General features: G+C 53.4%; 8 protein-coding genes. 2 read left to right on the plus strand and 6 right to left on the minus strand.

The window, feature by feature from the left end; translation table 11 throughout:
- Positions 1-12: 12 nt before the first annotated feature.
- From ACTNCH_RS11375 to ACTNCH_RS11400, 6 genes are all read right to left on the minus strand, one after another.
- On the minus strand, positions 13-333 hold the full coding sequence (locus ACTNCH_RS11375) for a DUF1540 domain-containing protein (RefSeq protein WP_441018016.1): 321 nt from the start codon (positions 331-333) through the stop codon (positions 13-15).
- Positions 334-431: 98 nt separating this feature from the next.
- The gene (locus ACTNCH_RS11380; protein ID WP_441018014.1) at positions 432-2,723 is read right to left on the minus strand and encodes a hypothetical protein; all 2,292 of its coding nucleotides are present in this window, start codon (positions 2,721-2,723) and stop codon (positions 432-434) included.
- An 11-nt stretch (positions 2,724-2,734) separates the two neighbouring features.
- Positions 2,735-4,300, minus strand: coding sequence for an ArnT family glycosyltransferase (locus ACTNCH_RS11385; protein WP_441018012.1), 1,566 nt, complete (start codon positions 4,298-4,300; stop codon positions 2,735-2,737).
- Positions 4,275-5,831: an ArnT family glycosyltransferase gene (locus ACTNCH_RS11390; protein ID WP_441018010.1), complete on the minus strand. Its 1,557-nt coding sequence runs from the start codon at positions 5,829-5,831 to the stop codon at positions 4,275-4,277. Before ACTNCH_RS11390 ends, ACTNCH_RS11385 begins: the two co-directional genes overlap by 26 nt.
- Before the next feature lies 1 nt (position 5,832).
- Positions 5,833-8,898, minus strand: a complete 3,066-nt coding sequence (locus tag ACTNCH_RS11395) for a glycosyltransferase family 39 protein (RefSeq protein WP_441018008.1) — start codon at positions 8,896-8,898, stop codon at positions 5,833-5,835.
- A gap of 15 nt (positions 8,899-8,913) precedes the next feature.
- Positions 8,914-12,663, minus strand: a complete 3,750-nt coding sequence (locus ACTNCH_RS11400) for a phosphoribosylformylglycinamidine synthase (protein WP_441018006.1) — start codon at positions 12,661-12,663, stop codon at positions 8,914-8,916.
- 241 nt (positions 12,664-12,904) lie between these two features.
- Here ACTNCH_RS11400 and ACTNCH_RS11405 point away from each other — a divergent pair, with 241 nt between their 5' ends.
- Positions 12,905-15,160 carry a hypothetical protein gene (locus tag ACTNCH_RS11405; RefSeq protein ID WP_441018004.1) on the plus strand — a complete coding sequence of 752 codons (2,256 nt, stop codon included), beginning with the start codon at positions 12,905-12,907 and terminating at the stop codon, positions 15,158-15,160.
- A gap of 4 nt (positions 15,161-15,164) precedes the next feature.
- Positions 15,165-16,043, plus strand: coding sequence for a LysR family transcriptional regulator (locus ACTNCH_RS11410; protein WP_441018002.1), 879 nt, complete (start codon positions 15,165-15,167; stop codon positions 16,041-16,043).
- Position 16,044 lies beyond the last annotated feature (1 nt).

The following is a 16,044-nucleotide window of genomic DNA, read 5'->3' on the forward strand; positions in this document are numbered from 1 at the left end:
ATATGCCTGCCCTTACTCGCACTTGCAGCGGAAGGTGGCGCATTCTGTATCTCCACAGTCACAGGCGGCTCCGCCCGCGATCCCGATATGCTTCGCGGTGCAGCGGCAGTCCTCATTGAAGGTACAGTCACAGGCGCCACAGGCCACCTCCGTATTCTTCGTTGGAATATCCACCACGCTCAGGGCCTGTCCCTCGTTCCGCTCCCGGAAGCTCCGGCAGCAGGTTTCCCGGGAATGCTTCGCAGCCTGCCCGGATACCTCGATATTGTCCTTGCAGCAGCACCGCTCCTTGTTATAGAGACAGCTGCTTACGGTACAATCCAGTTTTGTCATAACGCACATACCTCCTTCAAAATCCGCAAATGCGCAGACAGGCCATTCGCCGTCCGCGCATTTGTCTGTGGGGGTAGTATGTGTATACCGCCCTGTTTTTATACGGTTTTATCTTTCTTTTTCCTTTTTCCCATCATCAGGCAGACTCCGGAAAAAGCCAGCAGTGAAATCAGCTTTCCAAGCCTTACATAACCCGGTTCCCGGTAATACACCTTCACAGATCCGGCCGCGTTTTCCGGAAGCCAGATTCGAAGCACGCCTCCGTCGCCCACGTCGGTCAGCAGCGGTGTACCGTCGGAAAGCCTTGCGCGGTAATCCGGATACCAGGTCAGAGATACGTCTACGAAAGCAGACTCCATTCCTTCCGGCTTCTCATAGGTAAATTCTGCCGACGGCTTCTCTGTTCGTACACAATCCGAAAGCGTCACACCCCCGGAGGGCGTAAAGGTATTTTCCCGGTTCCAGATCCGGAAGCTGTTGGAGTGGGGCACATTGGCAAAATACATTTCATCAACCTGTGACTTTTCTCTCTGGTACGCATTCTCACTGGTATAACGGGGGCCTGCCTCCTCGCAGTATCGGTTTACATAAATCGCGCTGCACAGGACAACCAGAACTCCGAACCCGATACACAGCCCTTTTCGCAATTCCCGGTTCTCTGACAGCCGCCAGACGCCCTCCGCGCACACCGGACAGAGCAGCGCTGTGGAAATCGCCAGACAGCGCCAGGAAAACTGTACCGTACTTACCAGACGGTTCAGTATGCCGATACTCTGGACTCTGTCCCAGGGGAAATAGCTGGTTGATACATAGAGCCCGATAACCGCCAGCACGAAGGCTGTCTTATAACGGCGGAAGCTTACGTCCTCTTTCTGTTTTTCCGGATTCATCACCCAGCTGTACCCAAAGGCAAGGATTCCCAGAAGCAGTACAAAACCAATGGTACAGGGCATTTCGCCGCTGTTTTCCAGTCCTGCGTACATTCGCTGCGTGGGATTGGACAACAGCAGATCAAAGAGCTTCGGCAGCGTCACCGTCCACCAGCTTAAGGTGCTTTCCACAGAAAATACCTTAAACGGATAAGCCGTATGCTGCAAAAGAGGCAGCACCAGCCCCACATTCATCAGGACTGTGCTTCCGCCTGCCAGCAGCAGCGCGGGTATCCGTCCTTTCTCCTTTAATTTTCGGATATACATCAGGCCAAAAGCAGCTCCGAACACTACGCTGAGCTCTGTGGTCAGAATATGGCACTGCATTACCCCGGTAAATCCGAGAGCCGCCAGATACCATTTTCCGGAATCTCCCAAGAACAACTCATACAATCCCCACATAACCAGGGGAAGAAAGATCATGGCCATGCCCTCTCCCAGGGCCGCCCGCGTATAGAGATCAATCAGACGGTATACGGATAAAGTGTACAGGCAGGCTGCCAGCAATCCTTTTTCCCTGGAATGCATCAGGCCAGAAAAGGAACGGTAGCTTACAAAAGCTGTCGCCATATGAACCAGCAGCAGAAGCAGCCTGTAACAGCCAATCAGAGACATGCCCATACAGCCAAACACAGCCGGAATATAGAGAAACAGCTCCGGATAGAAAATCGGAGAACCGTAGCCATAGCCATGCAGGAAGGTACTGTGCAGCTTCACCGGAAACTGTCCCGCCTTCAAAGCCTCCTGAATTCCCAGAATCCGGTTAAACTGATAATACAGATCATTTCCGTCCAACACATACTGAAAGCTTACCGGAACCGCCGCCAGAACGACCGCCGCCCCCAGTACCAGCAGGGCTCTTTTTCCCATTCTGTCCGGATCGCCTTTTTTTATCCGCAGCAGCAGAACCAGCAGGGACGCCAGTAAAACCAGCCCCATCAGAATCCAGGGATCCCGGTACATCCGTCCGGTGCTGGTCAGGTACAGGCTGCTGACATTCAGGTTTCCTGTTCCGCCGTACAACACCCGGAAGCTTACGTCCTCCAGGGAATCCTCTACACGGAATATGGCTTCCTTCAGTCCCCCTTCGGAAGCCAGGCTCATTTCTCCCAGCAGCTTTCCTTCCGTATTGTCCCCGTTGAGATGACGGCTGCTCCAGATTTCCAACGTGTTCTGGCTGCTTTCTGAAAGAGTCACCGCCTGGATTCGGTAGGTTCCCTTCTGAAGAGTGACGTTCTCCACCACTGCAACCACTCCGGACTCTGCGCCCTCTCTTATCTCCAGAACCGGATCCTCGTCCTCCGTCAGAGCCGCAAAACCTTCTGTCTCCGCCGGAATCTCCAGATCTGACGCCGTCCAGCTTCTCTGATAATAAGACTCGAAGGGGGCTGCAGCTATAAGAATCATCAGGATCAGCGTAGCAAACAGCTGCCCTTTATATTTTTTCCAAAACTCCTTCATTCGCGACTCCTTTATACTCCCTTTGCCGGAAGTCTTCCTTTCTTTTCAAGCCAGCTTTTCAGCCGGACGGAACATTCCGCAAGTCCTGCGGCCGCCATCGGCAGCATGAGCATAAAATACGGCAGAATATAACGGCCCTTTGCTTCCCAGAGCATGTGGAACAGAAATCCTCCGATTACGCCGATAACCAGCACCAGCACGGAGAGATCCTTTTTTCTCCAGAACCCATACAGCAGCCACAGGAAGACGCCGCCGTAGACCAGAGTCTGATACTGGTTCATAAACCACTCAAACATGGTGTGCAGCCTTCCATGGAAGATACTGTCCGCCACCGGCCCTCTCGGTTCGTCCCCGCTGATATGGGTCATGGCATAACACTCATAGGTGGGATCGTTCCACTGGCTGGTAAATTTTTCCACATAGAAGCGCAGCGCGTATTTAGGATGGTGCAGAAATTCAGATGCGGAATTACGGATATCCTGTTTCGCCATAGCCTCCGATACTTCATTGTCAAAATCCGATACGCCCCAGTAATTGTGCAAAATGTAGCCGTTGGACCAGCCGGGCGCCCCCTCGCCCTTCTGCATTCCCATTGCCACATAGAGAAGCATGGGCGCTCCCTGGTTCAATTCCACGCCGGAACGAAGCTCATAGGATTTGCGCAGGGCAGCCCTTCCTCCCATAAAAACTGCTGCTATCAGAACTGCCGCCAGCAGAGACTTAAGCTTTCTTTCACCGACCGCGCAGACCAGCAGAATCAATACAAAGGCAATCAGCAGTATGACACAGTTATTGCGAATCAGGCAGGCCAGGGCAGTTCCCACGCAGCACAGGGCCAGCCAGCCCAGGCGCTTTTTCTCCGTCCGCCGTTTCCGGTATTCCAGAAAGCCCCAGACAGCCACCATCGAACAGGTGATGGAGGGAATCTCCCCATATACGAACACCACATAGAATAAAAACGGGAAGCAGGCTGCCGCCAGAAACAGATAATAGATCCACGCCCGCTTTTCCCCGGTCAGAACACGGGTAATCCGATATCCCATATACAGGGTAAGAGCCGCGCCCAGACAGCTCAGATATTCAAACGCCTCATAATTTCCATTTCCGAACAGCACAAAGATCAGTTCCGTCAGCGCCGTCAACCCCAGCTGATGGGGATGGATAAACAGATATTTTTCATAGGAATCAATGGTCAGCATTTCATAGTTGCCGTTCCGGAACTGTTCTGCCGCTGTGCAGACGGAAGCCTGATCCCCCAGCGGAATACATTTGGCCGCGCCGACCCACCAGATTCCGAAAATAAGCGTATACAGGAATACCAGACCGGCCAGTATCCGGATCCGCCGTTCCTGCCTCTGTGCATCCCGCAGCATCCACTCCGACGCCTGGTACATCAGCCAGGTAAGCAATCCACAGATCAGGAGTACCAGTGGAAAAATATCTACCCTCTGATAGGGGATTTCATCGTAATTTGCCCCAAAATACGAGGTCAGGAACAGACTGAAGCCAGTCAGTGTTCCAAACAGGATCAGTCCCAGAACAGAAACCGTCCTATCTGCCGCTTTTTTCAGTTTCATCTTTCGTCCTCCATTTTCCGATTGCCCCGCCAAGTTCCGCAAGGCCTGCAGCTGCCATAGGTATCATCATGACGAAATACGGAAGCACATAGCGGGATTTCGCTTCCCAGAGTTCATGGAACAGCACGCCGCCAATCACAGCAATCAGAAGCGCATACCACTCCAGCCCTCTTTTTTCTTTTCTCCGGTAAATCAGCAGAAACAGAATGCTTCCGTAAATCAGGAACTGATAGCAGTCCATGAAGCTTTCCAGAGCCTGTTTGAGACGTCCGGTATAAAGGCTCTTCCCCAGCTCGCTCCGCTCCCGCTCTGTAGCATAAGTCATAATAAAACAACCGTAAGTGGGGTCATTCCACTGACTGGTAAATTTCCGGAAATAAAAATTCACAGCGTAAGCCGGATTTCCCAGAAATTCCCTGGCACGGGCTTTGATCTCCGCAATTCCCAGAGTCTGGGCGGTAGGCCCATGATACTGGCATACGTCCTGATAGGTATACATGGAATAGCCATTGTACCAGCCGGCCTCCTTATCGCCCTCCTGCATCCCCATGGCAATCCAGAGCACAGATGGCATGCCATCGTTGAGCGCCGTACCTGAGACGGTCTCATAATGATGGTTCACCGCCTGACGTCCTGCGGTCACGCCTGCGCCCAAAAGTAATATGCATAAAAGATACAGCCATTTTTTCTCCGAAACGGCTTTTACCGCCAATACACAGCACACCGCAATCAGTACAATCAGACTGTTGCTCCGAAGCAGCACCGCCGCAGTCCCCGCCAGTACCATCCACAGAAGGGCTGCTTTTTTTTCTCCCTTCAGCAGCTCCAGAAGCTGCCAGACCACAAGCACCGAAAGGAAAATAGAGAGCACGTCACTGTACAGATAGGCGCTGAAGATCAGGAACGGAAAGCACAGGGCTGCCAGCAGAAGATAACAGGCCTCCACCCTTCTTCTGTCTGTCAGAAGTCTCACAATCCGGTAGCCCCCATACACGCTTCCTGCAATTCCCAGTACATTGATAAGCTGAAGCGCTGTATAATTGTTAGTGCCAAACAGTTTAAATACCAGCTCCATATAGGCCACCAGTCCCAGCTGGAACGGATAATAATACAGGTATTTTCCGTAATCCAGGCGCCCGTAATTTCCTTCCGCGAACCGCTCCGCACTGGAGGTAATCATCATCTGATCTGCCACCGGCGTACTGATCGCCAGAAGTACCCAGCCGGTTCCCAGAACCAGGCACCACAGCAGTACGCCAATCAGGAGCCTGCGCACCTGTTTTTTCCCTTTTTCTTCCTCCTCGGAAATCCGTCCGCTGATCCACCAGATCGCGCTCCCCAGGGCCACGGCTCCCAGAAGCGTCAGCGGAAAGCACGCAATCCGCTCATACGGGATTTCCGCGCTGTAATCCGCGGCAAAATACCGGGTAAATATCAGGCTGGTTCCTGTCAGCGCAAGAAAAATCAGGGTGCTTAACAGCCAGACCACCTTACAGGACAGCGTTTCCAGCGTCCAATGTTTTTTGTTCATTCTATTTTTTCTCCCTGTGTTTCATGTATTCCGTCAGTCTGCTGCCAAGAACGGAAAGCCCTTCTGCCGCTGCCGGAAGCAGCAGCACGAAATAAAACAGTCCGTACCGGCCCTTTACTTCCCAGACCAGATGGAACAGATAGCCGCCCAGCAGAATCAGTACCGGCAGACACTGCTCCATGCGGTACCGCCGCTTCCAGCCATATATTACAAAGCTGCAGACGCCCAGCAGGATCAGGGACTGATACCCGTTCATCCAGAATTCCAGCTTCGGCGTATCCTGGCTTCCTGCGCTCACTTCACAGCCATAGCTGGCGTCATTCCACTGGCTGACAAATTTATGGCCAAAGAAGGATACCGCGGCCTTCGGGTGCTGCGCAAAGCCTTTTACGGAATACGCGATTGCTTCTCTGGCAATGGCGTCCGCTTCTTCCGGATTGTAACCGGCCTGTTCCTTGTAGACCTCATCCGGATACTCATTCCACCAGCCGGCCCTTATCCCTTCTCCCTGAAGTCCCATGGCCACCCACAGAGTTTTCGGCATAGCCTGATCAAGCGGCCAGCCGCTCCGCTGCTCGTACAGCTTCGTCATGGCCGGTTGGGCCAGCAGAAGGACAGCCAGAAACGGCAGCATCCACGCCGCCAGCTTCTTTCTGTGCCCTGCCAGAGCCTTTACCGCCGCCGTGATGACAATCGCCACGGCCGCAATCAACGCATTATTTTTCATGTACACCGCAAAAACCAGAGCCAGAGTCATCAGAAGTAATTCCCAGCCCTTTTCTTCCCGCAGCCAGCGCAGGAACATCCAGAGGCCGAAGGAAACTGCCGCAATTGCCAGAACTTCTCCGTAAATTACATTTGTATACACAAAAAGCGGAATACAGCCTGCTGCCAGCAACAAAAAATTCACCTTTGCCCGGTCGTTGCGGAACAGTTCTTCCGTGATCTCAAACCCGCTGAGTACGAAAACCAGAACTCCCAGAGTATTCACCAGACGGACAGCCAGAAAATTCTCATACCCGAAAAGCCGGTACACCAGTTCCACCAGAAGGGCCTGCCCCGCCTGATGGGGATAGGTATACAGATAATCCATGGCGCTCTCATTGAGGTCGCTTAAGGCAAAGCCTCCTCCGATAGCGTGGATATACAGAGGATCTGCCCGCAATGCGCTCTGAGCCAGGAGATTCCAGGCTGTACAGAACGTCATGCAGTGAACCAGTATAACGCCAAGCAGAATCCACAGGTTTCGCTTCCGGTTGGCCTCCTGCTTCAAAATCCACTGTCCGGCCAGCCAAAGCCCCGCCAGAGATAACAGTACAAAAAGGATCACAAGCAGCGTCGGATCCGTCACCTGGGAGGGCACCTCCAGATTGTTGCTCTCGTAAACGGTGGTAAAAACCAGACTGTACAGAAACAGAAATACGCTCGGCAGCCCAGCCAGAAGAAGAACGACGCGGCTGCAGATGGTTTCTGTCTTTTCGGTCTGAAGTTTCACTGTCAAGGCCCGTACCCGGCTGCCCGCTTCGCATTTTTCCCATAGATTTCCTAATTTCTGCAGGAACAGATCCCAACCGCAGGCGGCGGAGGGGATTAGCATAATAAAATAAGGCAACACATACCTGGATTTTGCCTCCCAGACAACGTAAAAGAGAAAACCGCCGATAACTACAATCAGCAGAGACAGCTGCTCCACCGGAATCTTTTTTCGAATTATCAGAAGCAGGAACAGAAAGGCTCCGAAATAAATCACGGACTGATATACGTCCATAAAGCGCACAAAGCCCGGCCAGAGATCGCCCTTGTAAAGCCGATCCATAAAGGTGCTCCGCTCCTCGATTCTACGGTTGGTCTCCTGCAGACAAGAATAGGTGGGCTCTACCCACTGACTTCCGATCTTGCGCCAGAAGAAGTCCGCGGCATAGGCCGGATGCTCTTTAAAATTCGTCAGAGATTCCATCACAGCTTCCATACCAATCTGCTTCGACTGCTCCTGATCTCTTCCGCACTCGTCCACAAAGACGTCGTAGGCAAAGCCATTGTACCAGCCGGCCTCCCGCTCAATGCCGTCGCTTCCGCCCTCCTGCAGGCCCATGGCCACCCAGAGCACCGTCGGCATACCATTTTCCAATGAAAAGCCCAGCCGTTGCTCATAGAACTTATCAAGAGCCGTATGGCTCACGAAAAACATGGCAAGGCACAGAAGCAGCACCAGACCGTGACGCAGCTTTTTGTCGGAAATCATTTTTACCAGAAGGACGCAGGCGATGGCCGCAATGACGATATAGCAGTTGCTCCGTACCAGGCAGGCCAGGGTCAGCGCCGCGCCCAACAGCACGCCGTAGCGGATCTGCCGACGCTCCAGATATAATAAAAGCGCGTAAACAGCAAGAAAAGAAAGGCACACAGACAGCACCTCTCCGTAGACAAAACACACATAAATATATAAAGGATGACAGCACAACATCAGGAGCAGAAAATAGACTGCCGGCTCCTGACGCTTCGTGGTCATTCTTATGATTTTGCAGCCCAGATATACGATGGCTCCGGCGCCCAGCCCGTTCAGCACCTGAAAGGCGTGATAGTTCTCGGGACCGCAGATCCGGTAGACCAGCTCCAGCAGCGCAATCAGTCCCATCTGGTGGGGATAGGAGCTCAGATAATCAATATCGCTGGCGCTGACGTCATTCATGCCGTGTGCCAGCTGATCGCCCCAGAAGGATACCAGCTGCGGATCCCACATCATGTGGTATTTGCAGGCAAAGGCCCAGACGATTCCGTAGACTGCCGCATAGATACAGGTAAAGGCAAGCAACAGGCGGATGTTCCGTTCCCGGTGCTTCTCATTTTTTAAAATCCAGTGTCCGAGATACCCTACAGCTGCGATCAGTAATACCACCAGAATCACCAGACTTACCGGCGAGCCCCAGGTCTGCACCGGCATCTCGTCATGATTGGTTGGAAATTTTCTTGTGTAAAAAATACTATACAGGGACAGGAATCCCAAGATTAGGATTCCTACCCCTGCTGCTACACGACTGCAAAAAAATTCAAACTTTTTTGTGTCCATAAACATTCCTTTGTCTTACTTAAAATATGCTACGCCGGACTCGAAGATCTTCATGTCCTGCTCTCCGTAAATATTGATGGCAACGGAGTCGCCCCGGCGTTCGGAGTGCGCCATCTTGCCAAGGATACGTCCATCCGGACTTGTGATTCCCTCAATGCTTGCGTAGGAACCGTTTACGTTCCAATACTCGTCCATGCTGGCTTCGCCATCCGGATTGACATACTGGGTCGCTACCTGACCGTTTGCGAAAAGCTTGTCGATCCACTCCTTGCTTGCCACAAAACGTCCCTCTCCATGGGAAGCCGGGTTTACATAAGTCTTGCCCAGCTCTGCGCCTGCAAGCCACGGGGACTTGTTGGTCATTACCTTGGTGTAAACCATCTTGGATACGTGGCGGTTGATGGTGTTGAAGGTCAGGGTCGGGGAATCCTCCGTCTGTCCCACGATCTCGCCGTAGGGTACCAGTCCCAGCTTAATCAGAGCCTGGAAGCCGTTGCAGATTCCCAGCGCCAGACCGTCCCGCTCGTTCAGCAGCTTCATAACTGCCTCTTTCATCCGGGCATTCTGGAAGGCTGTCGCGAAGAACTTGGCGGAGCCATCCGGTTCGTCGCCTGCGGAAAAGCCGCCGGGGAACATGATAATCTGCGCCTGGCCGATGGCCTTTTCAAACTCCTCTACAGACTCGCGGATATCATCTGCGGACAGGTTGCGGAATACTTTGGTAATTACGTCCGCGCCTGCGCGCTCAAAGGCCTTTGCGCTGTCATACTCGCAGTTAGTTCCCGGGAACACCGGAATAAATACGGTCGGGCGCGCCACCTTGTGCTTGCATACATAGACGCTGTCTGCCTTGTAAAGCGGACTCTCCACCTTCTCGGCTCCTGCCACTGCGGTGGTCGGGAATACCTTCTCCAGCGGCTCTTCCCATGTCTTCAGCGCTTCCTCTGTATCGATCTTCATATCGCCGTAGGCGAAGCCGCTTTCGGTCACCTCACCGATTACGGTATAGGTTACGCCAAGCTCGCCCACCTTGTCTGCGGGAACCTCCGCCACGATATCGCCGAAGCCTGCGGTAAACAGGTCTCTCTTATCTACGCTGTGCTCAATCCGAACGCCCAGCTTATTACCAAAGGACATCTTGCTGACAGCGGCTGCCAGACCGGAACCGTCCAGAGCGTAAGCGGAAACAATCCGTCCTGCCTTTACGTCCTCGAAGAAGCGGCCATACAGGCTCTTGATCTCCTCATAATCCGGCAGATCGTAAGCGTCTCTGTGAATCTGTACCAGAACCAGCTTATTGCCGGCTTTCTTAAGCTCCGGTGTGAGAATTGTCTTGTCGCTGGCCACATCTACGGCGAAGGATACCAGTGTGGGCGGTACGTCAATCTCGTTGAAGGTACCGGACATACTGTCCTTGCCTCCGATGGAGGGCAGTCCGAAGCCCAGCTGCGCGCTGTAAGCGCCGAGAAGGGCTGCGAAGGGCTGGCTCCAGCGATGGGGATCTCCGGTCATTCTGCGGAAATATTCCTGGAAGGTGAACCGGATCTTGCTGTAATCGCCGCCTGCCGCTACGATTCTTGCCACAGACTCAATGACTGCGTAAACAGCTCCGTGATAGGGGCTCCAGCTGGACAGATAGGGGTCAAAGCCGTAGCTCATCATGGTTACTACGTCTGTCTTACCCTTCAGCACCGGCAGCTTTGCTACCATAGCCTGGGTCTCGGTCAGCTGATACTTGCCACCGTAGGGCATAAGAACGCTGCCTGCGCCGATGGAGCTGTCGAACATCTCCACCAGGCCCTTCTGGGAGCATACATTTAAATCTTTCAGGGTATCCAGCCATTTTGCCCGGACGTCCCCTACCTCATTTCTTACAAAATATTTATCCTGCTCGGTGGGCAGATCCACTGCTACCGTAGTCTCCTGATGTGCGCCGTTGGTATCCAGGAACGCGCGGGAGATATTGACAATCTCCTTTCCTCTCCAGGAAAGCACCAGTCTCGGATCCTCGGTTACCACAGCTACGGTGGTAGCCTCCAGGTTCTCCTCTGCAGCGTATTTCAGGAATTCTGCCTCGTCCTTTTTATCTACTACAACAGCCATACGCTCCTGGGACTCGGAGATAGCGATCTCCGTACCGTCCAGTCCCGCGTACTTCTTCGGAACCAGGTCGAGGTTTACCTTCAGGCCGTCTGCCAGCTCGCCGATGGCTACGGATACTCCGCCTGCGCCGAAATCGTTACACTTCTTAATCAGACGGGTTACCTCCGGACGACGGAACAGTCTCTGGATCTTACGCTCGGTGGGAGCGTTACCCTTCTGTACCTCAGCGCCGCAGGTCTCGATGGACTTCTCGGTATGGACCTTGGAGGATCCGGTTGCGCCGCCGCAGCCGTCACGGCCTGTCTCGCCGCCAAGAAGAATGATCAGATCTCCCGGATCGGAGGTCTCACGAATGACGTCCTTTCTGGGCGCCGCGCCCATCACCGCGCCAATCTCCATTCGCTTTGCCACATAGTTGGGGTGATAAATCTCTTTTACATAGCCGGTAGCCAGACCGATCTGGTTGCCGTAAGAGCTGTAGCCGTGGGCTGCGCCGCGTACCAGCTTCTTCTGGGGCAGCTTGCCCTTCAGTGTCTCCTTTACTGATACGGTGGGATCTGCCGCGCCGGTTACACGCATAGCCTGATATACATAGGTACGCCCTGACAGCGGATCGCGGATTGCGCCGCCCAGACAGGTAGCCGCGCCGCCGAAGGGCTCAATCTCCGTCGGGTGGTTGTGGGTCTCGTTCTTAAAGTTTACCAGCCACTCCTCGGTCTCCCCGTCGATTTCCACGGGAACTACGATGGAGCAGGCATTGATCTCATCGGATTCTTCCTGATCCTGTAATTTTCCTTCTGCCTTCAGCTTTCTCATGGCCATCAGCGCCAGATCCATCAGGCAGACAAACTTGTCCTTTCTGCCTTTAAAAATCTCCGCCCGGTCTGCCAGATACTGCTGATAGGTCTCTTCGATGGGCTTCTTATAATAGCCCTCCTCAAAGCTTACGTCGGTCAGCTCTGTGGAGAAGGTGGTATGACGGCAATGGTCGGACCAGTAGGTGTCCAACACGCGGATCTCAGTCATAGACGGATTCCGGTGCTCCTCATTTTTGAAATAATTCTGGATATGCTGGAAATCCCGGAAGGTCATCGCCAGATTCAGGGAGTTGTAAAGCTCCCGGAAGGAAGTCTCGTCCATCTCACAGAAGCCGTCGAAAATCTTCACGTCTGCAGGCTCTTCAAATACGGTTACCAGAGTATCCGGCTTCTCTACAGCCGCTTCTCTGGAATCCACCGGGTTGATACAGTAGCTCTTAATGGCTGCCAGCTCTTCCGGGGAAATGCCGCCCTCAATCACGTAGGTGGTAGCGGTACGGATCACCGGCTGCTCGTCCTCCTTCAGGAAACGGACGCACTGTACGGCAGAATCCGCTCTCTGATCAAACTGTCCCGGCAGGTACTCTACGCTGAACACCTGAGCGTCCGGAGCAGCCTCGAAGCTCTCTTCATATAAAGTATCTACCGGCGGCTCGGAAAATACGGTCCGGCAAGCCCGGGCAAATACCTCGTCCGAGATGTTCTCCACATCATAGCGGATCAGCACCCGCGCACCCTTTACATCTTCGATTCCCAGAAAGCTCTGAATCTCTTCCTGAAGCTCCTTTGCCTTTACCGCAAAAGCGTCCTTCTTCTCCACATAGATTCTTCTTACGTTGCTCATAACCGACCTCCTAAATAGTATTATCCTCAGTACGGTATAATATCTTTATCATATCATGGGCTATTATACCATATAATTCCTCTTGCAACAATTCCTGATCCCATCATAGCATAAAAGTTTCCATAAGTATAATTAATAAATTTAAATTAATTTATAACTTTCTCTAATGGATTTTCTTCCCATTCTGTGCTATACTGAAAAAAACTGTAATAACCTTTTATCTCAACTGAAGGAGACCTCTATGAAACAACTCAGGCAATACAAAGGCCAGCTTTTTTTTACCCTGGTTCTGCTTATCATGCTTCTTGCCGCTCCCTTCCAGGATTACGTGGAGCGCAATTTCACTTATGAAGATATGAATTATCCGGAGGACGCCATCGGTATCGTCAGCACCGAACAGGACATGCTGACCGTTCCCGAGGATGCCGGAGCGATCACCCTGACCAGCAATGATTATTATTTCAAAAAAGGAAGCTATCAGCTGACCTTTGCCGTCACCTCCCAGGAGGAGGGCAGTAAGGTCCAGGTATACGATCCTCTGTATCTGAACGGAGACAACACTCCGGGGCGGATTTTATCGGAAGTCCCTGTGGAGCCCGGACAGGAAACCATATCCCTTTCCTTCACGGTGGAAGACCCGGTTTCCTGTGTAGAATTCCGGGTCCAGGCTGCCGGAGCTCTGACCTTCCGTGGAATCTATCTCCTGTCAGAAAGAGGGCTTTACCGGGATCCGCAGCTTCTCGCCGCCCTGCTTCTGCTGGCCTCTGCCCTGCTTCTGCTGTACCGGACCCGGAAGCCTCTGCGCGCTGAAGTCCTGATTCCCCTGGCCTTTGCGGCAGTCTGGGCCTCTATGCCCCTGACGCTGCCCTGGCTTTTGCGGGGACATGATATGTTCTTCCATTACAGCCGGATTTTCTATCTGGCCCAGGATCTCTTTACCGGGCAGTTTCCGGTGCGCATCCATTCCGGCCTGTTCCGCGGCTTCGGCTACATGAATCCGGTTTTCTACCCGGAACTGTTCCTGTATCCCTTCGCCCTGCTCTGCCGCCTTGGCATGTCACCCATCGGCTGCTGCCGGCTGCTCCTGCTGTCTGTCAACCTGGCCACGGCAGGTATCTCCTACTATGCCTTTTCCCGGCTGCTCCGTTCCAGAAAAACCGGCATGACGGCCGCTTTTTTCTATACTCTGTCAGCCTACCGGCTCATCAATCTTTACACCCGTTCCGCGGTGGGCGAGGTTCTGGCCACGATGTTCCTGCCCCTCCTGCTGCTGGGTATGTATCAGCTTTTCTATGGAAATGATAAGAAATGGATTACAGCTGTGCTGGCCTTTACCGGCCTGTTCCAGTCCCACATGATTTCCACCGAGCTGGCCCTGGGATACGCCCTGCTTTTTGCGCTTCTGAGCCTGCCCTGTCTGAAAGATCGGCAGCGTCTGATCCATATCCTCATAGCCGGAGGCGCCACGGTGCTTTTGAATCTGTGGTCCATTCTGCCGCTTCTCGATCTGATGCGGTATCCGCTGGTCCTCCAGGGCGACGCCCGCAACCTGGCCGGATATTCCCTGTATGGCGTCCAGCTTTTTGATACCGGACTTCTAAACCCGGCGGGCGACGCCCTGGGCCGGGGATCCATCGCCGGGGAAATGCCTTATTCCCTGGGGCTTCTGCTGCTCCTGGGAAGCCTGCTGTTCCTCTCCCTGTGTCTTCGGAAACAGAACCGGCTTCCGGCCTTCCAGCTTCGGCTCGGCGTCTGGTGCCTGATTTTTGGCAGCCTGTCTGTCTATGCTTCCACCATTTATTTTCCTTGGGAGCGTCTGCAGCGTCTGAGCTTCCTCAACCATCTGGTGGGGGCCATTCAGTTTTCCTCCCGGTTTCTGCCCTTTGCCACCCTGTTTCTCTGTGTGGTATCGGCCATCGCGGTCTGCGGCTATTTCCGGGAACCCTCAGCCAAAAAGCTGCTGTTTCTGGGCTGCGCCCTGTTTCTGACCTGTTCCGCAGGCAATTACTTCAGCCAGTATGTAAACGAGGCGGCTGCCTTTGCCTCTGTGGAAAATCAGCTGGATTCTGTTCAGACCACCGACGTCCTGTATCTGATTTCCCATGAGGGAGATTATTTCAGCACCCGGGAGCTTACCAGCCAGGAGGTAACCTTTACCGCCTCCGACGGCGTAACACTCACAGACACCGGACGAAAAGGCAGCCAGGCTGTCTTCACCTATGAAAAGGCAGAAGACTCCGCCGCCTATGTGGACGTTCCTTTCAACTATTATCCCTATTACCGGGCTTCGGACACGGAAGGACAGCTTCTTACCACCGCTGTCAGCGATCAGCTGCTCCGTCTCCGCGTATTTCTCCCGGAGGCGGCCTCTGGCACTGTCACCGTAACCTTCCGGCTTCCGGCACTGTTCCGGGCAGGCGATCTGATTTCACTGTTCACTGCCCTTGGACTTGCCGCGCTTGCCCTGATTCCTATGCTGCGCAAAAAGAAGGAGTGATTTTATGGATATCAACTATGAACTTTACAAGGTCTTTTATCATGTGGCCGTTACCTTAAGCTTCTCCGAGGCTTCCAAACAGCTCTTTATCTCCCAGTCGGCGGTCAGCCAGTCCATCAAGGTGCTGGAGAAAAAGCTGAACCAGAACCTGTTTATCCGCAGCACCAAGCGGGTACAGCTTACCCCGGAGGGGGAGATCCTGCTGCGCCATATTGAACCGGCCATTAACCTGATTCAGCGGGGTGAAAATCAGATTATGGAGGCCAACTCCCTGGGCGGCGGCCAGCTCCGTATCGGCGCCAGCGACACCATCTGCCGCTATTTCCTGGTGCCTTACTTAAGCCGCTTCCATAAGGAATTTCCCGGCATCCATATCAAGGTTGCCAACAATACCTCCATCGGCTGCGTAGATCTGCTGGAAAGCGGCCAGGTGGATTTGATTTTTACCAACTATCCCAACTCCAGACTGGGAAATACCGGGCACATGACGAAGGTACATACTTTCCAGGACGTCTTTATCGCCAACCGGAATTATTTTAATCTGGAAAATCAGAAGCTCACCCTCCGGCAGCTCCTGAACTATCCGATTCTCATGCTGGACCGAAAAAGCACCACCAGCGAATACCTGCATGCCCTGTTCCAGCAGCACCAGCTGGATCTGGTGCCGGAAATCGAGCTGTCCAGTAACGACCTGCTGCTGGATCTGGCCTCTATCGGCCTTGGCATTGCTTTTGTGCCGGACTACTGCCTGCCCAAGCATTCCACGGATCTGTTTCCCCTGTCCCTGGCCGAGGAGCTGCCCAGCCGTCAGCTCATGCTGGTACACAGTGAACAGCTCCCTTTAAGTCCTGCGGCAAAGCAGTTCCTGGAATACTTCGTCTAGC

The sequence above is a fragment of the Candidatus Merdisoma sp. HCP28S3_D10 genome (genome assembly GCF_052065835.1).
GTDB lineage: Bacteria > Bacillota > Clostridia > Lachnospirales > Lachnospiraceae > Laedolimicola.